The organism is Candidatus Poribacteria bacterium, from assembly GCA_026702755.1.
In the GTDB taxonomy this organism is placed as follows: Bacteria; Poribacteria; WGA-4E; order WGA-4E; family WGA-3G; genus WGA-3G.
This window is the reverse complement of record JAPPBX010000087.1, coordinates 44,975-65,133: the sequence shown is the minus strand read 5'-3', so window position 1 is coordinate 65,133 and position 20,159 is coordinate 44,975. Positions and strand designations below refer to the sequence as shown.

At 47.5% G+C, this 20,159-nt stretch carries 17 protein-coding genes; 3 read left to right on the top strand and 14 right to left on the bottom strand.

The genetic code is table 11. The features are described 5' to 3' along the window. Window positions 1-38 precede the first annotated feature (38 nt). From OXH39_16475 to OXH39_16415, 13 genes are all read right to left on the bottom strand, one after another. Window positions 39-1,175 (bottom strand): Gfo/Idh/MocA family oxidoreductase, encoded by a 1,137-nt coding sequence (locus OXH39_16475; GenBank protein MCY3552058.1) that lies wholly within the window; start codon window positions 1,173-1,175, stop codon window positions 39-41. A 153-nt stretch (window positions 1,176-1,328) separates the two neighbouring features. Further along, on the bottom strand, window positions 1,329-2,069 hold the full coding sequence (locus tag OXH39_16470) for a succinate dehydrogenase/fumarate reductase iron-sulfur subunit (GenBank protein MCY3552057.1): 741 nt from the start codon (window positions 2,067-2,069) through the stop codon (window positions 1,329-1,331). Window positions 2,070-2,216: 147 nt separating this feature from the next. Then, entirely contained in the window at window positions 2,217-4,049 is a 1,833-nt protein-coding gene (locus tag OXH39_16465; protein ID MCY3552056.1) for a fumarate reductase/succinate dehydrogenase flavoprotein subunit, read from the bottom strand. 192 nt (window positions 4,050-4,241) lie between these two features. Then, window positions 4,242-4,598 carry a hypothetical protein gene (locus tag OXH39_16460; protein ID MCY3552055.1) on the bottom strand — a complete coding sequence of 119 codons (357 nt, stop codon included), beginning with the start codon at window positions 4,596-4,598 and terminating at the stop codon, window positions 4,242-4,244. A gap of 69 nt (window positions 4,599-4,667) precedes the next feature. Then, complete coding sequence (locus OXH39_16455) at window positions 4,668-5,804, bottom strand: hypothetical protein (protein MCY3552054.1); 1,137 nt, start codon at window positions 5,802-5,804, stop codon at window positions 4,668-4,670. A 268-nt stretch (window positions 5,805-6,072) separates the two neighbouring features. Beyond that, a complete protein-coding gene (locus tag OXH39_16450) occupies window positions 6,073-6,885 on the bottom strand; it encodes a succinate dehydrogenase (GenBank protein ID MCY3552053.1) in 813 nt (270 codons plus the stop codon). A 165-nt stretch (window positions 6,886-7,050) separates the two neighbouring features. Beyond that, a complete protein-coding gene (locus OXH39_16445; protein MCY3552052.1) occupies window positions 7,051-8,940 on the bottom strand; it encodes a WD40 repeat domain-containing protein in 1,890 nt (629 codons plus the stop codon). 27 nt (window positions 8,941-8,967) lie between these two features. Next, window positions 8,968-9,717: an NAD(P)-dependent oxidoreductase gene (locus OXH39_16440; GenBank protein MCY3552051.1), complete on the bottom strand. Its 750-nt coding sequence runs from the start codon at window positions 9,715-9,717 to the stop codon at window positions 8,968-8,970. Window positions 9,718-9,728: 11 nt separating this feature from the next. After that, window positions 9,729-10,589: a phytanoyl-CoA dioxygenase family protein gene (locus OXH39_16435; protein ID MCY3552050.1), complete on the bottom strand. Its 861-nt coding sequence runs from the start codon at window positions 10,587-10,589 to the stop codon at window positions 9,729-9,731. A gap of 112 nt (window positions 10,590-10,701) precedes the next feature. Beyond that, window positions 10,702-11,532 carry a serine/threonine protein kinase gene (locus OXH39_16430; protein ID MCY3552049.1) on the bottom strand — a complete coding sequence of 277 codons (831 nt, stop codon included), beginning with the start codon at window positions 11,530-11,532 and terminating at the stop codon, window positions 10,702-10,704. Between the two features lie 350 nt (window positions 11,533-11,882). Further along, window positions 11,883-12,056: a hypothetical protein gene (locus OXH39_16425; GenBank protein ID MCY3552048.1), complete on the bottom strand. Its 174-nt coding sequence runs from the start codon at window positions 12,054-12,056 to the stop codon at window positions 11,883-11,885. 39 nt (window positions 12,057-12,095) lie between these two features. Beyond that, window positions 12,096-13,919: a WD40 repeat domain-containing protein gene (locus OXH39_16420; protein ID MCY3552047.1), complete on the bottom strand. Its 1,824-nt coding sequence runs from the start codon at window positions 13,917-13,919 to the stop codon at window positions 12,096-12,098. 19 nt (window positions 13,920-13,938) lie between these two features. Beyond that, window positions 13,939-15,912 carry a WD40 repeat domain-containing protein gene (locus OXH39_16415; protein MCY3552046.1) on the bottom strand — a complete coding sequence of 658 codons (1,974 nt, stop codon included), beginning with the start codon at window positions 15,910-15,912 and terminating at the stop codon, window positions 13,939-13,941. Between the two features lie 442 nt (window positions 15,913-16,354). On the opposite strand from OXH39_16415, the gene OXH39_16410 reads away from it, so the two are divergent. The 3 genes from OXH39_16410 (at window position 16,355) to OXH39_16400 (ending at window position 19,310) form a co-directional block, all read left to right on the top strand. Beyond that, window positions 16,355-16,849, top strand: coding sequence for an HIT domain-containing protein (locus tag OXH39_16410; GenBank protein ID MCY3552045.1), 495 nt, complete (start codon window positions 16,355-16,357; stop codon window positions 16,847-16,849). Between the two features lie 199 nt (window positions 16,850-17,048). Further along, a complete protein-coding gene (rhaI, locus tag OXH39_16405; protein ID MCY3552044.1) occupies window positions 17,049-18,263 on the top strand; it encodes an L-rhamnose isomerase in 1,215 nt (404 codons plus the stop codon). A gap of 105 nt (window positions 18,264-18,368) precedes the next feature. Beyond that, entirely contained in the window at window positions 18,369-19,310 is a 942-nt protein-coding gene (locus OXH39_16400) for a Gfo/Idh/MocA family oxidoreductase (protein MCY3552043.1), read from the top strand. Between the two features lies 1 nt (window position 19,311). Here OXH39_16400 and OXH39_16395 read toward each other — a convergent pair whose 3' ends face one another. Continuing rightward, a complete protein-coding gene (locus OXH39_16395) occupies window positions 19,312-20,088 on the bottom strand; it encodes an alpha/beta fold hydrolase (protein ID MCY3552042.1) in 777 nt (258 codons plus the stop codon). Between the last annotated feature and the right edge of the window lie 71 nt (window positions 20,089-20,159).

Below are 20,159 nucleotides of genomic sequence, written 5' to 3'. Positions count from 1 at the left end.
CGTTCAAGGACGGCTGCGAGAATGGACATCCGCGTGTTCTAATAGCACGATCTGGACGCACATTCATCAATCAAGGCTGAAACGTCTTGACGCGTGTAACCCTCTTTCTGGATGAGGGCATCGCAATCCACCCTATTTTTCGCATCGGGTCCTCTTCCTGCTTCCAGAATCGAATTTGTCAACCAACTGGTGCGTACACCATTGATACCGGAGGTATAGTTTGTGTCGTACTCACCTTTCACCAAACCGACGAGTTGATCGACTTTGTTGCGCGGATAGCCTTCTGGACGCGGATAAGTAAGAGGTTCTGCCTCACCGCCCTTGGGGATGTACCGGATCCCCCCTTTGATTTCGATCGTACCTTCGTCGCCCTCAAGAATTACCCATTCTTCAAACCCGACGCGTGTGTTACCAAGGATCGTGATGGTGCCTTCGGCACCGTTATCTAAGGCTACATCGGAGTAAGAATTAATTTCAACAAACTTCGGAACGAGATTCCCGTCGTCGTCCTCAAATTTCATGTCGGTTGTTCCGTAAACTTCAGTTGGCAAAGCACCGATCATCCACAAGAATATGTCTTGGAGATGGCTGCCAGAGTCGTTAGGCTGTCCACCGCCAGAGAAGCGTGGGTCTCCGCGCCATCCGCCCGCGCCCCATCGTTGTGCCATGTAAACCTCAAATTTCTGTAGGTTTCCGATACGTCCTTCAGCGATTGCGCGTCTGGCTGCCATATAGGTGTCTTCGTAATGTCGTTGATACCCACCGACGAGGTGTAACCCGCTCCCCATCGCAATTCTGGTTATGGTGATTGCATCACCGACGATGTTCGCCATCGGTTTTTCGACAATGACATGGCAACCTGCGCGGAGGGCATATTTCACATGAATATCGTGCAGGGAATGGGGCGAGAAAACGCCAACTATGTCAAGGTCTTCATGATTGAGCATCTCAATGAATTCGTAATCACCGAGGTAGCGTTTAAAACTGTTTGCTTTATAGTCTTCGACTCTCTCTTGAAGTCCATTCTCTAAAGCATCCAAACTTCCTTCGTGTGTATCCGCGGCGGCGACAACTTCTGCATCAGGACGAGTTGCGAAACCGAGTGTGTTCCCACGTCCCGCACCACCTGGTCCAATCACGCCGACTCTTAAAATATCATTCTTGCTGGTTCTCATGATTATCAGATCTCCGGAATAGGTCAAAAGAAACTATGGGTATCATTATGTCGAATTTGTAAACTCGTATATCGGTTTCGTCAAAGGTGTGGAAAGTCTACCACAAACTTTGAGGAAAGTCAATTCATTTTTTCGTTAATCTAAGCAATATGCTTAACGACTAAAGACGCGAAAAAGTTTTTTGATCGGATCGTAAAATTGATCGACAACGCGCTCCTTGAGCGGAATGATGGCATTGTCGGTAATTGTAATATGCTCCGGGCATACCTTGGTACAACATTTGGTGATGTTGCAATACCCGATGCCATCCGAATCCTTCAGTTCCTCCAGCCGGTTTTCGGTGTCAATTGGATGCATTTCCAAAGAAGCGGCGTAAACAAAGAATCGGGGTCCGATGAATTCATCATGCAAGTCGTGCTCCCTGAGAACATGACAGACATCTTGGCAGAGGAAGCACTCAATACACTTCCGAAACTCTTGGACATGATCAATGTCTTCCTGTTCCATTCGCCATGTGCCATCTTCCGCATCAGGCGGCCGTGGCGTAAAGGGTTTCATCTTCTCTTTGACTTTGAAGTTCCACGACACGTCCGTAACGAGGTCCTTAATGAGTGGGAATGCCCGCATCGGTTCGACTGTGACAGGTTCATCAAGGGGTAAGTCGTTGAGGCGCGTCATACACATCAACTTCGGTTGCCCATTGACTTCGGCGGAACAGGAGCCGCATTTTCCTGCCTTACAGTTCCAGCGAACAGCCATGTCATTCGCCTGTTCAGCTTGGATACGGTGCACAGCGTCTAAGACCACCATGCCTTCAGAAACCTCGGTATCATAATCGACAAATTCCGCACCATCTGCATTGCCACGCCAGATTCTAAATGTTGCTTTCGCCATAATAGTTTGCCTCGCAGTGAGAGTTATCGGTTACGTCTGTTGTGACGCGACTATCCCCAGACAATCATCAACTGCTTTCCTCCCTTTCCCGTTTAGGTTATCGTCATCTGAAACCTCTTTAACCAACAACTGATAACCGAAAACTATCTATCCCATCTCGTCTATGATTTCCTGCAGGTCGGCTCGAAGTTCAGCAACCGGATGCCGCCGGATTTCCATTGTGCCGTCGTCTGCCTTCTTGACGATTGTGTTGTATTTCCCCGCACCGGATTCCTCTTTTTCTGGATAATCGTCCCGTGAGTGCGCGCCGATACTCGCCTTACGTTCTAATGCCGCAAGCGCGATCGCCTCGGAGACCGTGAGTAGGCAATCGAGATCAAGCGCGGTATGCCATCCGGAGTTGTATTCTCGATTGCCGATAGCGTGGACGATCTCGGCTTTTTCGCGTAAGTTCTGAATCTCCTCCAACGCTTGTGTGAGACTCTCTTGGCTTCGGGCAATCCCTACCAGTTCCTGCATTTTTTCTTGCAGTTGTGCCTGAATGTCATAAGGTCCCATCTTGTCTCCGTTGCCGTCATCTGGTGGATTCTCAAACGGTTTTAAGGTGTGCACAGCGACTTCATCAATTTGCGCTTCATCGAGTGGTACCGCCTCGTTTTCCGTTGCAAACTGCGCTGCATATTCGCCAGCACGCTTACCGAAAACGAGTAGATCAGATAGTGAGTTACCGCCGAGTCTGTTCGCACCGTGTAAACCTGCAGCGCATTCACCCGCAGCGAAAAGTCCTGGAACCGCTGTCATCTGTGAATCCGCATCAACACGGATACCGCCCATGATATAATGCGTTGTCGGACCGACCTCCATCGGTTCCTCCGTGATGTCAATGTCGGCGAGTTCTTTGAATTGATGGTACATGCTCGGCAGCTTTCTACGGATATGTTCTGGGGCGTTTGGAATTTTCTCCTTTATCCACGCAATATCTAAGAACACACCACCGTGTGGGCTCCCACGTCCTTCCTGTACTTCTCGGACGATGCAGCGTGCAACGTGATCGCGTGTGAGGAGTTCAGGGGGACGACGTGCCTCTCGGTCGCCTTGTGTATACCGCCAGCCCTCTTCAGGATTATCTGCTGTTTGATTTACATAGAGTTCGGGAATATCGTCAAACATGAAGCGTCTGTCTTCACTGTTTGTAAGGATACCGCCTTCACCACGTACCCCCTCTGTAACCAAGATACCTCGAACACTGGGGGGCCATACCATACCGGTCGGATGAAATTGGACGAACTCCATGTCAATCAGTTCTGCGCCAGCGTGATATGCGAGAGAGTGTCCATCACCGGTGTATTCCCAACTGTTGCTCGTAATTTTGTATGCCTTTCCGACACCACCCGTTGCCAAAACGACGGCTTTTGCGGTGAAGACTTTGAAGCGTCCTTTTTCGCGTTCATAACCGAAAGCACCCGATACTCTGTCCCCGGTTTTGAGGAGCGAAATGATCGTATTCTCCATGTGCACCTCAATGCCTTGGTGAATACCGTGATCTTGTAGGGCGCGAATCATTTCCAATCCCGTCCTGTCACCGACGTGTGCAAGGCGCGGGTATTGGTGTCCACCGAAGTTTCGCTGGAGGATACCTCCATCCTGTGTCCGGTCAAAGAGTGCACCCCAGGCTTCAAGTTCACGCACACGGTCTGGTGATTCTTGGGCATGAAGTTCCGCCATTCGTGCGTCGGAGAGATACTGGCCGCCGCGCATCGTGTCAGCGAAATGCACACGCCAACTGTCTCTTTCGTCAACATTCGCCAAAGCAGCGGCGACACCACCCTCTGCCATAACGGTGTGTGCTTTACCAAGCAAAGATTTGCAGACAAGTCCTACCTTAAGGTCGCCTACAGCGGCTTCAATCGCAGCACGAAGTCCGGCACCACCGGCTCCGATTATCAATACATCATATTCATGGGTTTCGTAAGATGCCAAATTAAAATTCCCTCACTTTCCCCAGCATGTAATTTATATTGTCTAAAATTGCTGTCTTTCCGTGGTAGAAGTATGCATTTTTTCTTAAGTTTCGCTATGCTCTACCGAACTGACAAACTGTTTAATTCCGAGGAATAATCCAGTGTGTTAACGCTAATTCTAGTGTCTATCCTTCTAATTTCAAGTATTGCTCTATTGAGGCTCCCCATATTTACTTCTCAAGTCTTCCATTACCTTCATTGCAACTTCAGCACTTGCAATTCGATCACATATTCTCAGTGTCGTATCATGTCGTGCGTTAGCCTCTTGTGCTGCCTTGGAATTAGAAAGTAGAGATTCGTTCTCTTGATCAGCAGTTATTCGCATAGATAAATCGTATGGATTCGTGCCTTGCATTTTAGAAGCAACATCTAATGCGATATTAGATCCGATTTCTTTGATTTCATTGATTAAGTTTTCATTGCATAAATATAGGAGTTGTGGAACCAAATTGTCTTGTTCAATTTTAGTTGTTATGTGATCCACTAAAATATCATCCAAAGTAACCATGGTTTATACCTCTCTATAGATTTAAAACGTGAGCGGCCCCGGAGAACTACAGAAGTGCAGAGTATAGGGTTACGATATAAGAGTTCTTAATTTCTCGAAAAGTTTTTTCTCTTTATCAAAGATCAGGTTGCCCTTCTTTTTTGCGTGATTTGCCAGTTTAGTATCACCAACTTTTTCAGCAAGGTAACTTAACACGTCAAAACTTTCAGCTCGCCAAGGGGCTGATTCAACAAGAAGATTCGCTTCAGATAAAGCTTCTTTCAAACGTCCATCTCGCTGAAGAAGTAATACCAATTCTTTACCTGATTCCCATGAATCTTCGGAAGTTTTAATAACCTCACGAAATAGATCTTCCGCCTCGTTAATGTGTCCCATCCATTCAAGCACTAGCGCTGTCATGACAGGATGCGGATATTTCCCATCCTCCTTTTCAAGAAAGTAATCAATAATTTCTCGGATGAATATGCGTTTGCCTGACTGGTCGTCTCTTCCTATCATGTATCGTTCGGCATAAATTTTGTGTTTGATAAAAAATAGTCTTTTTTGGAGTGTCGCGTCAAAATTTGTTGAAAATGCATCCTCACTTACGGTTTTATCTATCATTTCCAGAGCAAATTTAAAATGTTGACCTTCACTAATCTCCTCAACCTCTTCCAAAAAAGCGAGTTGTCGGTATGTGCGGTGAATTTTTTGATCGTCCATCATTGTTTGACAAGCATTGAGAATTTTATCACCACTAAGAGCAAATCGAAGGAATTGAATTTCAGAAATTCGTAAGGAAGGGAAAAGAGGGTTTAAAACCAATCCTTCCTTAATGAGGCTATACTGTTTTTCTGCAAGACTCATTGCCCGGGGTAAATCGCGATTCCGTAGATGATCTCTCCGTATTCTTAAAACTGCAGCTGCTTCTTCAATGCTATGGACATCCCTACGGATTGCAAGGCGGCGCATTGCAACTGTCTGAGTTTCTTCAATTAATTCTTCGTGGAAGCGTTCAAAAGAATCTTGGTCCCCAAGCAAGTCGGGGCGAATACATTTAAGGGCATAAGTTTCAAGATTGGACAGACTTTTGAGTTGAAAACATATACCCATACCTCCAGGATGACTTGCAAGAATCTCAAATTCTGGAATTTGAACATTCAGGCATGCTGCAACTTCTGGCAAATTAATCCGAGAACCGGGATTCAAATAATCAAAATGTAACATGTATTCTCCATACATACTGATATGATCATTTTCAAAATTGTAAGTAAACAGGACAATTCATGTTAAAAATAAATGTTAATGGTAAATTTAACCTGCATTTTTATTGACTTTGTGACAGCAGTAGCACATACTTTCTACATAAGCCAACAGGATTTAGGCACATTGTCTCCACAAGCAAGATATATTATCAAAACAGTAGATATTTTAGTTATTTAACCTCCTAAATCTCCTTTATCAGCGGATTTTAAGAGGAAATTTGTAACTCCTATTAAAATGTAATCCAGTCTTGACCTATTGCCGGTGCTATAAAACGGACATATACATCGGAAAAACCGACCCAACAGAGACTCATCCATGCCCAGAGCATGTGCCGATGATTTAAACAACTGACACAGTTATATGCCCCCCGACGAATGGGTGCTTTGGAGAGCAAATCAATACCACCGCCGACTAAGTGTCGTAAAGAGTGGCATCCAAGCGTGTAACCCCCTAAAAGGACGACATTACCTGCCAAAATGATAGTGCCTATGCCAATACCGAAAGTCGTTCCACCATTCCCATCGTCGAACCAGAGTGCTTTCCATACATCGTAAGCGAGGATACCGAGAAAGATGAGCGCGATATAAAGGAAATATCTATGGATATTCTGTATAATCAAGGGAAACGAGTGTTCGCCCCTATAATTATTGCGAGGCTCTGACACTGTGCAAGAGGGTGGGTCTGCCCAAAACGCTTTGTAATACGCGCCACGATAGTAGTAGCAGGTAAAGCGAAATCCGAGTGGCATCCACATAATCAGGACTGCCGGAGTAATGAAACCTGGCACCCAAGACGGCATCTTACCAAACCAACTGTGCTCAACGCTATGCGCGACACCTTCAGTCCCGAAAAGCACCGGTGAGTAGAGAGGGGACAGGTAGGGGCCATGAATGAAATGATCACCTTCAAAAACGCGAAAGAGTCCGTAAAGGACGAAGAGTCCCAACCCGATAAATACAGCTAAAGGTTGTAACCACCAAGTATCTCGGCGTTGGGTTTGAAACGGGCGACGTTCCGTTAAAGTTAGTTCTGCGTGCGTCATAGACGATTTTTTCCTTACCTTACAAAAAAATAGAACAAGATTGTGGTTAGGACAGGTGGTTCAACAAGTAACCACGCTTGTTTTGGTGTAGTTTCTTGGATTTATGTTCAGTATATTGTATCATGCAATGAGGTTTTTGTCAAATTACGGAGCCGTTCGGCAGTGCTAACGCAGCCGCCACAGCAGCACCGTGCCGTCACCACTCCCACTTGCGAGGGTTTTTCCATCTGGACTGAACGCGACCTGCCAGACCCGCCGCGAATGCCCTGTGAGGATCTTTGGTGGTTCGCGGGTATCTACACTCCAGAGGTGTATCGTATTGTTGTCGTTTCCATGCGCCAACGTCTTGCCATCAGGACTGAATGCCACGCTGAAAACTGTCCCTGCGAAAGGTTCAAACTTTACCCGACGCTTGCCGGTAGCTACGTCCCAGAGGTGGATCGTATCGTCCCCGCTCCCACTTGCGAGGGTCTTGCCATCGGGACTGAAACTAACGCTCCAAACCGTCCATGTATGCCCAATGAGTGCCGTCTGATGCTTGCCCGTATCGGCATCCCAAAGATGTATCGTTCCATCGTGATGCCCACTTGCGAGGGTTTTTCCATCTGGGCTGAATGCTACACTGTAAACATCTTCAGCATGTTCAGGGTGATCCTGCATCTGTTTATCGATATGGACATCATGTCCAGAGAGGATCAATTTGTGTTCGCCGGTATGGACATCCCACAGACGAAGCGTGTCGTCCTCACTTCCGCTGGCAATTGTTTTCCCATCCGGACTGAACACCACGCTATAAATGCCTTCAGTATGACCCTCAAGCATCCTTATCTGTTTGCCGGTCGTCGTGTCCCACAAGCGGATATTGCCATCATAATTCCCACTTGCGAGGATGGTGTCATCGGGACTGAATGCCACACTCTGAACGTCCCAAGTATTTCCAGTGAACGTCATTTTGTGTTCACCGGTCGTCGTATTCCAGAGGCGGACCGTACTATCGTAATTCCCACTTGCGAGGATAGTGCCATCGGGACTGAACGCGATGCTTCTTACCATACCACTGTGACCGAAGATTGTTTTCTTGTGTTCACCGGTCATTACATCCCAGAAGCGGATGTTACCAGCCCCACCGCTAACGATAGTGTTGCCGTCCGGACTAAACGCGACGCTACTGGCACCCCAGGGATGCCCAGTGAGTGTTTTCTGGTATTCACCGGTTTCTGCGTCCCAGAGGTGAATATTCCCAGCGGCAGTTCCAGTCGCGAAGATATGACCAGAAGGACTGAACACAATGCTATCGCCAATTCCATCCATTGTCAGTGTTTTCTTGTGTGCACCTGTGTTTACATCCCACATTCGGATGTTCCCGTCATAGCCGCCACTTACGAGGGTCTGCCCATCCAGACTGAATGCGACAGCATTAATCCAGTGCTCATGCCCTGTGAGTGTTTTCTTGTGTTCATCAGTCGTTACGTTCCAGATGTTAAGGGAGCCATCATTGGTGCCACCGGCAACTATTTTTCCATCCGGGCTCAGCGCGACACGGTTAATCCAGTTGACACCTTTTGCGAATGTTTTTGTCTGCTCTCCAGTATGTGTGTCCCAGAGGCGGATCGTACCATCGCTGCTGCCAGTTACGATAGTCTGTCCATCTGAACTGAACACGACATCGAATATCCCATTCGTATGCCCAGTGAGTGTTGCCTGATGCTCGCCGAGGATGGTATCCCAGAGTTGGAGCACCTGACCGGTGCCGACAGCAAAAATGCGTCCATCCGGACTCAGCGACACACAATTAATCCCATTCGTATTTCCTGCAAAGAGGAGTGCCTCTTGAAGCGTAACTGCATCGTAGATCCAAATGCCGATAGTACTTGCTACCGCCAAAAACCTGTTGTCAGGAGAATACTGAATCTTATTGATTCCACCTTTACCCAGTCGCGCGATAGCACCCTCAGGTAACTCCCATTGCGTATAGTCTTGAGCGAAAGTGTTAGGTAAAAGCGGAATTGGGATGACAATAAGCGTCAGAAAAATGGAAAGTAACTTCGTTTTCATTGTGAGGCTCTCTATTTATAGAACTGTTCACACACGTGTATGCGTCAAGGGTTCCCAACCGAGCAAGCGTTTCGCTTTTGAGAGATTAATCTCCTTCTGTTCATGATCTCCCGCAATGAAAAAAGCGTCAAAACCTTCATGTTCGACCGAGATAGCCGCGAGATACGCATTCGCTAAGTCTTCCTCATCCGTCCACCAGATATGCACTGACGAATCTTTCGGTTGGTTATAACGCTCAAGCCACTGTTCACGTGTAGAGGGACCCGTGATACGCAAAGCGATGAGCGACATGCCGTGTTCTCGCACAAAGTATTCACAAACCTGCTCACCAAAACCCTTGGTTAATCCGTAAACACCCGGATTATCCCGCGGCACGACATCTTCATACGGAAAATTGTTTCGCGTCCGTTCATGCACAGTGAAAGTGCTTGTATAGACAGCGTGTTGGATGCCAGCTTCCTTTGCTGCATGTAGAACGATATGCAGCCCTTTTGCGTTTACCTCGTAGTTTGCGACGATGTCGCTGAAATCCGCGGCAGAGGAGCGATCGCTCGTCGGTTGCAGCATCACCATGTAGACAAACGTATCCATTCCTTTCAACGCTTCCTGAACGATGTCCGGATCGGTAACGGATCCTTGGATATAATCTACAGAGGTATCTTTAGGCGGGTTGAGGTCAAGCACCCGAAAATTGTGATGGCTCTTCATATACGGAAGCGTCATGGTTCCAACGTGTCCCGAACCACCTATCAGTAGAACGTTCATATTTTTAACCATAGACCTTTCTGTTATTCTTTATATGCATAAGCGCGGTGCTGAATCCGCAGATCAAAATCGTCGTTTGGATCCCATGTTGGCATGTCGGATGGCACCTCGTAAGCGAACTGCTCGGTGTCGGAGGAATACGGGTTTGTGCGGCGTTCATGAAGCGCGCGTTGATACATTTTGCACCGTTGTGTCAAAAACTCCGATTGCCACCATTTATACTGCTCGTTCCACCGTGGTGTCCGCTGATCGAAATAAATAACTCGGCGAAGTGTATCACTCGTGTTGATTTTACTGCCGTGCAAGACTTTAGTATGGTGAAGTAAAATATCACCCGGTTCCACCTCTGCAGGCACTGCGTCTTCTCGTTCAAAATTGACTTCGCCTCTCTCAATAACCTCCTGTGCCTCTTCAATTCCCCAGAGATGGCTTTTCGGAATGACCCAAACGCACCCATTATCAACGGTCGAATCATCAAGATATATGTCAACATTGAAGATCGGGTGGTTCTCACGGATTGCGTTGCCATCCCTGTGCCACCGGACGGAAGAACCGTGTTTCGGCAGTTTGAAAACAAGGGATTCATAGCATGGGATAAAATCGGGTCCGATGATCCGGTGCAGCAGATCCCCAATGAACGGATGGCCAAGTAACCGCAGCGAGAATTCGTTCGGATGGGAATGCAAATAGGTCAGATAATAAGGAATCCGTTCCGGTCCACGGTTACACCATTCATCTGCCGGTCCGCCTGCCAAAATTTCGTCAATAAGCCGTTGACTTTCGCTTTGTGTAACAGCGAGTTCATCTGGCTGGATCACCCGTTTTAAAATAAGATAACCGTTTTCGTTAAAGAATTGGATTTCGTTGTCAGTAATTTTTTTCATTTTTTTAACTATGGACCTCCTGTTCATCATTCCATTTCATTCCATGATGGTGTTCGGTGAAGTCGCAGTGTCTCTGGGAATCTACTCGGTTTCTTATTCTGTCTGGATCAAATCAAGCCATCAGAATTGAGTCATTAGCAATCGCGGTGTGCCACGCCGAAGCAAATTCTTGGACGGATGGGTATCGCAACTGTTTGTCTACATTTGTCGCTTTTTTCGCGACGTGCCACATAGCATCGCTTCCCTTCCAATTATTTCGGACATCGCTGTTGTTAGCAAGAAATACGAACGCTGTACGCCCTAACATAAAGACATTTGTTCTTTCGTCGATGCGTTCGCCTTTCTGAAATTCCTCCGGTGCCATAAAACGGCTTGAGCCATATAACCGTCCTCGGTCATTTATAAAAGGTCCCGGATGATAGAAATCGAAATCGAACAGATGGACCTGTTTCTTCTCAAAGTTATAAATAATAGAGCCGTCATAAAAGTCTTCAGCGATGAAGCCTCTTTTTTCGATGAGGATGTGGACATCGTATATGACGTTAAGCGCATCAATAATTTCAGCTGCTGGCAACGCACAAAACCTGTCCCGCGGATGGACTTCATCGGCACGGAGTTCCCTTTCCGGACGCAGCCCCTCGCCATCTATCCAGTCGTAGACCAGTGTGAATCCATCGGGTGTAGTGAAAGCGTTGTGCAATTGAGGAACTGCTTCGTGCTGGACAGCGGCATGAAAACGAACAGCTTGCTTGAGCCACGGGACATTTTGTGCCGTGTTACCGTGTTTGACGAACCAACGTTGGGAGTCCACCACTGTCTGGAATGACTGATCCCTTGAGTCATACACCGGAAACCGATATGTGATTTCACCTATCTGTTCTAAATATACTTCAATATCTACATCAATTTCTCTGACATCCAGAAGTGGGTGCCGGTTCGGCATTTCTTATGTCCTCATCGGGCGCGCCACAGTCATTATCTAACCGGGACGCGTTGGTTTTATGGCGTTGAAATAATAGCATACACCGAAACGAGAAAAAAGTCACGTTTTTTACACCCAAACACATTTAGTCATGCCTCTATCACTGACTGGTTTTGATGATTCTATCAAGGACAGTTTCAATCAAGGCGTATCTGTAATCTTGTAAATCCTCTAATCCTGTAAATCTTGGTTCAGACAATTAACACCACACACTACCCAATTAAGTTATTAATCTTCAGGCAATCGTGCTTTCTTTGGTATGTGGATGATTGTAGATGTGACTATATTTCATATTAACCTTCCTAAATGGACTACAGATATGGTGTCAAATCCCAGAGAAGAATAGATCCATCAAAACTCGCACTTGCCAAAAGTTCATTATGCGGTGAAAAGGCGACTGCTTGCACGTCTGTTGTATGCCCCCAGAATGTGACAATATGCTTACCGGTCCCAACCTCCCATAAGCAGATAGGCACCTTTTCCATCCCTGCTTTCCAAGCAGCCCCGAATGCCAGGTATTGCCCTCAGTCCGAAAATCTCAACGAATGCACATCCTGACCCCCCTCCGGCAGTAGTAATCGCTTATAGATTTCACAGCGTTTGAGATCCCATAACAAAATACCTTCCGGGTCTTCCCCACCACACGCTAAATATGAACTACACGGAGAATAGGCGAACTCAGATGCCCACAGAAAAGGGAGTTTCGTCAGAACCTCGCGACGTTTGACATCCCACAAGATAATGTTTTTCCCGGCACTGCCAACAAGGTACCGTCCACAGGGAGAAAACATTTCGATGTCCCAGAATTCATCGCTTGGAAATTCTTGTATCTCTTCGCCACGTTCCACATCCCAGAGTCGGACATTTGGTCCATATTGAGCGTCACTTATGAGGAGTTTTCCATCTGGACTGAACATCAGTTTCCCAACCTGATCAGAATCATCGGTTGGTGTCTGGAGTGGATGCCTGAACGCATGTAGCCTGTCTCTACTTCGCACATCCCATACTATTAAGTTACCGCCTTCGTGTGCTGATGCTAACTTACTGTTTATCGGTGTAAATGCAGCCACACGCGCAGGTTTGTTCCCGGTAAATTCGGCAATTGGAGACTCGCAACTACCAACTTTCCAGAGTGTGACGGTGTTTTTGTGAATACCGGTAACGTAGAGTTCTCCTGCGGAAGAGACATGAATGTGCTGATTCTTCGCTGCTGATTCTGTTGGGATCGCTGGGCGTGCCTGTCTACTTGCAATATCCCATAATAGGACGCTACCGTATCTGTACTCCGCCACTATTATCTTTCCGTCCTGCGAAAATATCAGCGATTCAGAGGTATCCACGAATGAAATATGCGTCTGGACGGTTCGGCGTGGGTTTGCGTCACCCAGCGTCCACACTTCCAAAAATTCGTGCCCGTATTGGTAAGCCAGTTGAGAACCACTCGAAAACGCCACAGATGCTTCAGAATCGGCAGTGTAAAGTTTTTCGTTGTTTTCCAGGTTCCACACTGTGACGGTATCATCGTCATAAGATACTGCTGCGACGCGGAGCACTCCCTCCGGCGAATAAGAGGGAACCATGTCAGATTTGCCGTAACCTGTATACGCTTTTATGTGTTCCCAACTCCCAACATTCCAGGTGAGGACTGTACCATCCTCTTCACCACCGGATGCAAGAAATCTACCGCATGGTGAAAAGCAGAGGTTATAAATATAACCGGTGTGTCCTGTGAGACAGGCAATTCGTTCACCACTTTTAACATCCCACACTGTTATGAATTCAACCTCGTCATTTGCGTCGTCACGACTTGTGGACGCAAGCAGACGTGTATCTGGCGAAAAGGTAATCCCCCTAAACACACCACCTTTTTCGGCTTCACTAATCAACGTTGAGACGATCTTACCAGTTTCTGGCTCTCGGAGTTCAACGTTACCCGTGTCGCGGTTGCTAATGGCAAGCCAACGGGCATCGGGAGAAAAGGCAAAAGAATCCCGAAAGTTCGAGAGTTCTATCTGGACAATACTGACCCCGCGTTGAATGTCCCAAACCTTCAAAACCTTATCCCAATTGCTAATGGCTATCCATTTTTCATTAACTGAGAAGGCAATACCGGAGACCATTCCCCGTTCTGTTTCCCAGAGTGCTACAGGCGACATCGTCGCCACTTCATACCACCAGAGCCCTATCTTCGTTGCGACAGCGAGATAGCGTCCATCCGGTGAGAATTCTTTGTCACCTACACCCCCGCGCTCCAATCGGGCGATCGCGCCTTCAGGAAGTGCCCATGTTGTCACATCATCTCCACCGGCACCGACTGGTGCTGGGATTGTTAGTTTTCGGTCTTCCACTAAGACATCTCCTTACGTGCTACAGATAAGGCTTCAGATCCCAAAGGTAAATCGCCCCATCGTGTCCACCGCTTACGAGAAGGGTGCCGTCCTGCGAAAATGCGAAGCACTGAACATCAGTAGTATGTCCCCAAAAAGTTGCGATATTTTCACCACTTGCGACCTCCCATAAGCGGATAGGCACCTTTTGCAAACCGCCTTGCCACCAAGCACCGGAAGCCAAATACTCGCCACACGGTGAAAAGCATAAAGTAATCGGTCTTTGACTTTCTTCGGGTTGTGGGAGTGTTCTAAGTGTTTTACCATCTGTTGCGTCCCACAACACAATCTCACCCCATTTACCACCAGCGATGATGTCGCCACGCGGTGAAAACGCTATTCCGGTGTCATATCCACGATACGTTCTGCCGCTTAGCGGTTTTAAAGGGAGTTCAGCAATCTGTTTTCCGGTGTCAACATCCCACAAACAGGCTTTCCAATCCCGTGACCGTGATATACTTGCAAGTCGTTTTCCATCAGGACTAAATGCCAACCCAGTTGGACTGTGCAACAACCCGTAAGTAAATTCCTCATCGTTGACGATCGTGGTATGCTTTTTCCAACTTTCACCGCCCGAGCACTCCCAGATGTGTATGTTGTTGTCTTGATCCGCGCTTGCGATCCGATGTCCCGTGGGAGCGAATGCTTTGGCGCGTCCCAACTGCCCTTCCAATCCGGTCAGTTCAGCAAGCGGTTCACGTTTACCAACCTCCAACACATTTAAGTTGTCTCCATATACGTTGATGGAAATGAGTCTTCCACTCGGAGATCGGTAGACATTATGTGAGCTTGCAGGTAATTTCTCACTCTGTGGATGGTACGAGCGTTTACTTGTGATGTCCCATAAAAGAACATTGTCACCCCAAGACGCAGAGGCGAGCGTCTTTTCGTCTGCCGAAAAGACTAACGTATCCACCGTGGAGATGTGTCCATGAAGGGTTGAAGGCGTGTGCGCGTCGGAATTATTACCTTTTTTCCAGATTTGGATCTCGCAGGAGTTTGCAAGTGCCAATTGTGTTCCACTATCAGAAAAATGAACCTTGCTCCTGCTCCCGCGGTGTTCAAATTCATCCAGTTTCTCGCCTTTTTCTACATGCCAAATCTCAATCTTGCGTTCAGAAACTGCGGCAGTAATCAGTGCACCCTCTGGGAGAAAATATGGATACATTTGGGATTCCCCATAATCGGTATAGTTCGTCTCCAGTTGTCCACTTGCCACGTCCCATACATGTATTGTGCCGTGCCAACCGCCGGCGGCAAGGAACTGTTCACATGGCGAAAAGCAGAACTTTCGCACCTGCTCAGAATGTCCTGTGATGTTGGCAATTTGTTCTCCAGTGTCTACCTGCCAGACCGTAATTGAATCGCCATCACCAATATTTCTGCCGATGTTATCTGGATCACTGTTTTTACCTGCCAACAAGCTTAAATCCGGGGAAAAGCAGAGCGAATAGACATTGTAGGAGTGATGTATTTCCGTTTCTTTTACTTGCTGGCCGGTGTATGAATTCCAAACGTAAATCTTCCTATTTTTCATGCGATAATCAGCAGCAATGAGGTGTTGCCCATCTTGAGAGAAAACGGGTGGGCAAATCTCTTGATTATCGAATTCCTCCATTTGTGCTATACAAGCACCGCTTTGAATATTCCATACTATTAAATTTCCAGCAAACGTGCGCATCACAATCCGACGGCTATCCGGTGAAAATGTGACATCACTGGTCATTCCGCGTTCCGTATTCCAGAGAGCAATCGGGGAGAGTGTCGGGAGTTCATATAACCAGAGTCCAATTGATGTACCAACTGCAAAATACTGTCCGTCGGGTGAGAATGCCATATCCCGAACACTACCCCGCCCCAATCGGACAACAGCCCCGTCAGGAAGAGCCCACGTTGTCACATCTTCACCCCCTACACTGCATGGCGCGGGAGCAAAGGAATTTCTATTTTCCATCAAAAATCTCCTACAATATGCTCACAATTTGTAAATCGCGAGCAAGGTGCATTTATATAATTTGGAAAGAAGGTTGTGGGCAAAACTGTTGATGGGAAAAACAAATAAGAAGAAACAGAACATGCTTGATACGGGCAGAATTATCAGGTTTTCATCTGTGGTTTTCGTCGCAACTTGTAAAAACTGGTGGGTCGTTTAACACTGCCACATTCATTATAACCTGCGCCAGTTTTCTTTCTTCAAAAAATATTAAGTTTAGCGGAGTGTACCGACGACTTTGCTAAAGGCTCTTTGCTGATGGCTGATGGCTGATAGCCGACTGCTAATAATTATCTGCTTGCATGCTTTACTGAAATAGTATATCATAGATGTATCAAAAATTTAATCTTTTTCAAGAAAACTGATAATTTGTCTGTATATTATTGTAAATAGGAACGCTTCCATGCGACACAACCTCTTCGTACCGAATAAAATGCCTTATGCCAAAGGAAAAAACCGCCCAGATGTCCCCTGTATTCTGTGTGCAATCGTCGAAAAAAATGATAAAGTCGAACGACTTGAGGTCCATCGAACCGAGCGTTTTACCATATCGCTTAATCTCTATCCTTACAGTCCGGGGCACCTCTTAATCTTTCCGAATCGACATATCGTTGATGTACGGGAGTTGAATCAGGAAGAGGTTCAAGACCTTCATGAACTCCAGTGTCTCTGTTTTGAAGTGTTGACGAGTGCCTATCAGCCGCGCGGCTTCAACGTCGGTTATAACATGGGCGATGCCTCCGGTGCGAGCATCCCGCATTATCATTTGCATGTTGTCCCGCGATACCCGCGTGAATTGGGATTCATGGACGTTATCGGCGGCGCACGCATCATCATTGAGGATCCGAACGCGACGCAGGAAAAACTTGTACAAATCTTTCAGGAATTGGCAATATAGTTTTCGGTTATCAGTTATCAGTTGTTGAAAAGTTTTAAAGTCCGTAAAATGTGCTAAAGTCTGTAAAGTGGTCAACAACTTTAGTACACTTCGCAACTTTAGATATACTTGCAAACTTCGGGACTGCTGATAGGAACCTCTTAACTGAAGACTGATAACTAACAACTGACAACCACTCTCCAAGAAGGGAACGAACATAATGAGCAATCTCGCTTATGATCTTTTAGCCGAAACCTTAGAAAAACGGGGAATCCAGATAGAAACCGTCAAAGACCACCTCAAAACGCAGCACATTGAAACGCCATCGTGGGGTTACGGTAACTCCGGCACCCGATTTGGGGTCTTTGAACAACCCGGCGCGGCACGAAATGCAGCAGAGCGTTTGGAAGACGCTGCCACCGTTCACCGCTTCACCGGTATCGCTCCCACAGTCGCGCTCCACATTCCGTGGGATAAAACCGACGATTGGGGTGCCTTGAAGCAGTACGCCGCGGATGTCGGTATCGGTATCGGCGCGATTAACCCGAACGTCTTCCAAGATCAGGCGTATAAACTCGGGAGCGTCTGCAACCCGGATGCTGATATCCGTCGCCTCGCCATTGATCACATGCTGGAGTGTGTTGACATCATGGAGAAAACAGGCTCCGATCTGCTCAGTTTGTGGTTCGCAGACGGCACTAACTTCCCCGGTCAGTCGAATTTCAGGAAGCGCAAGCGGTGGATGGAGGAAGCATTAACTGAAGTCTACGATGCCCTTCCAGATGCCACCCGTATGCTCATTGAGTATAAGTTCTTCGAGCCAGCGTTTTACCATACCGACCTCCCCGATTGGGGCACCGCCTACCTCATGGCAACAAAACTCGGTGAGAAAGCACAGGTCCTCATCGACTTGGGGCATCACCCGCAAGGCACGAATATTGAGTTCATCGTTGCTTACCTAATTGACGAAGGAAAACTCGGTGGATTCCACTTCAACTGCAGGAAATACGCCGACGACGATCTGACGGTCGGTTCTATCAATCCACAGGAACTCTTCCTGATTTACACCGAATTGGTCGCCGCAGAACTCGACCCCGATACGGAAACCGACATCGCGTACATGATTGATCAGAGCCACAATCTGAAGCCAAAGGTAGAAGCGAGTATCCAATCTGTTTGTAATCTCCAAAAGGCATACACAAAGGCACTGCTCGTTGACCGTGAAGCACTCGCAGCCGCGCAGGATGCCGCCGATCTCGTTGAAGCGGAGTCCATCCTCCAACGCGCGTATGAAACGGATGTGAACCCACTTTTAGAGCAGGTCCGCTTAGAAATGGGACGCGACCCGCACCCATTGGTGGCTTATCGGAAAAGCGGTTATTATGAAAAAATTAGTGCTGCTCGCGTCGGTGGCGAGAGTCAAGGCTGGGCATAACAAGGAATTACCTATTGTAGGGGCATCCCTTGTGGGTGCCCACAAAATATGTAGACCTGTTGTAGGGGCATCCCTTGTGGGTGCCCACTACCATTGATGGAAAATATGACGAAAATTAAAATCGGAATTGTCGGTTCGGGCGGGATGGCACGGCACCATTTCGCCCGATTTGCAACAATGGAGACCGCTGAAATCGTATCGATCGCCTCCAGAAATCAGCAGACAGGAACACAACTTGCTGCAGCACATAACGCCGAATTTATCCCTGAATGGCATCGCCTTATTCAACGCGAAGATATAGACGGCATCGTTATCTGTACGCACAACGACAGCCACGGTGAGATTATCCTCGCAGCGTTACAGGCGGATAAACACGTCTTTGTGGAATATCCGCTCGCCAGTGATGTCGGTGAAGGAGAGGCAGCACTTCGGATCGCTGAAGAGCGGGGTCGTGTGCTGCGAGTCTCACATCCAGAAGTTGTCTCCAACACCCACAAGGCACTCAAGCAAAAGATAGGCGAACTCGGCGACTTACTCCTCACCTCGTTTGTGCGTCTCACGCCGGGGCGCGGTGCCCGTCCTGAGATTCTCTTCAATTTACCCGTGTCAGGTACACCCGCTCACTTCTTCATCTACCATATCTATCCGATTGTGGATTTCTTCGGTGGAGCCGCGTCTGTTAAAAAAAATGCTGTCTATGAAGGACTAAAGCGGAATGGGCAATACGACCGATTTGTCAACACGCTCACCGTTGAATTCAAGCGTGGTGGCATTGGACAGTGGACATGGGCAGGGGGCATAGCCATTAACGCCGCTGAAGAACACGAGCGATACGTCCTCACCGAAGGCACGATAAGCGATGCTGGTGGCGAATGGCACTGCACAACACCCGTTGGTGTAACGCCAATCTCTATACCGGATTCCGCACAACCGACGCTTCAGGAATTGTGGCTCTCTGAAATCCGAGATACCGCTGATCAACCCCCGAATTTGGAAGACGCGAGGGGTGCCCTTGAGGCGATCCGCATTAGTCTTGCATCTGAATAATCTATGCCAACGTCTGCTGAAACCACGCAACCGATTTGGCGATGACCGTTTGCTCTGATGCAACGGTGTTGAAGGTATGGTCGCCCTTATCAATAATCTCAAGTGCTGTCGGAGCGTCGCGTCCACGCGTGAGTTCATAATAGCGTTTGCCGTGAGAGACCGGCACCACATCGTCAGCACTACCGTGGATGACGAGGAGCGCGCCCCTAAACTGCTGAATGAGAGTGGAAGGATTTATTTCGGGGAGTTCTTCATAGAACGCCTTCCCAACGATATTTGGGTTTAGCTGCGCGATCTCCTCTGGTGTTGGTGTATGTTTGGACCTCTCCAAGATTTCCTGTTTCCGATCTGGTGGGTCGTCCGAGAGTGGTGCCCACATCACCGTCGATTTCACGCGTGCATCTTGTCCAGAAACACACGCCGCAACGCACCCGCCCATGCTCAACCCCAAAATTCCGATGCGTTCAGGGTCTACGCCTTGCATGGCACTAAGGACATCAATTGACTTGATGGCATCGGAGATCTCGCCCCCAATGGTCATCTCTGAAAAATCGCCTTCACTGTCCCCGGAACCACGGAAATCGAAGCGAAGCACGTAAAAACCAATAGAGGCGAGTTCCCGTGCAGTCTTAACAAATATTCTGTGGGGTTCAACCTTTGTTCCAGTGAATCCATGAAAGAAGGCAACTGCTGGACCCGGGGCATCGCAATCTACTGGTGAATGCAGTATCCCGTTTATCTGTTGTTCTTGATTGTAAAATACAACCGGTCTTTCCATCTTGTTTTTTCTCCTCTTTTGTCTTGACATTAAAATCTACTTATGTTAAACTTATTGTATGATAACTTCTA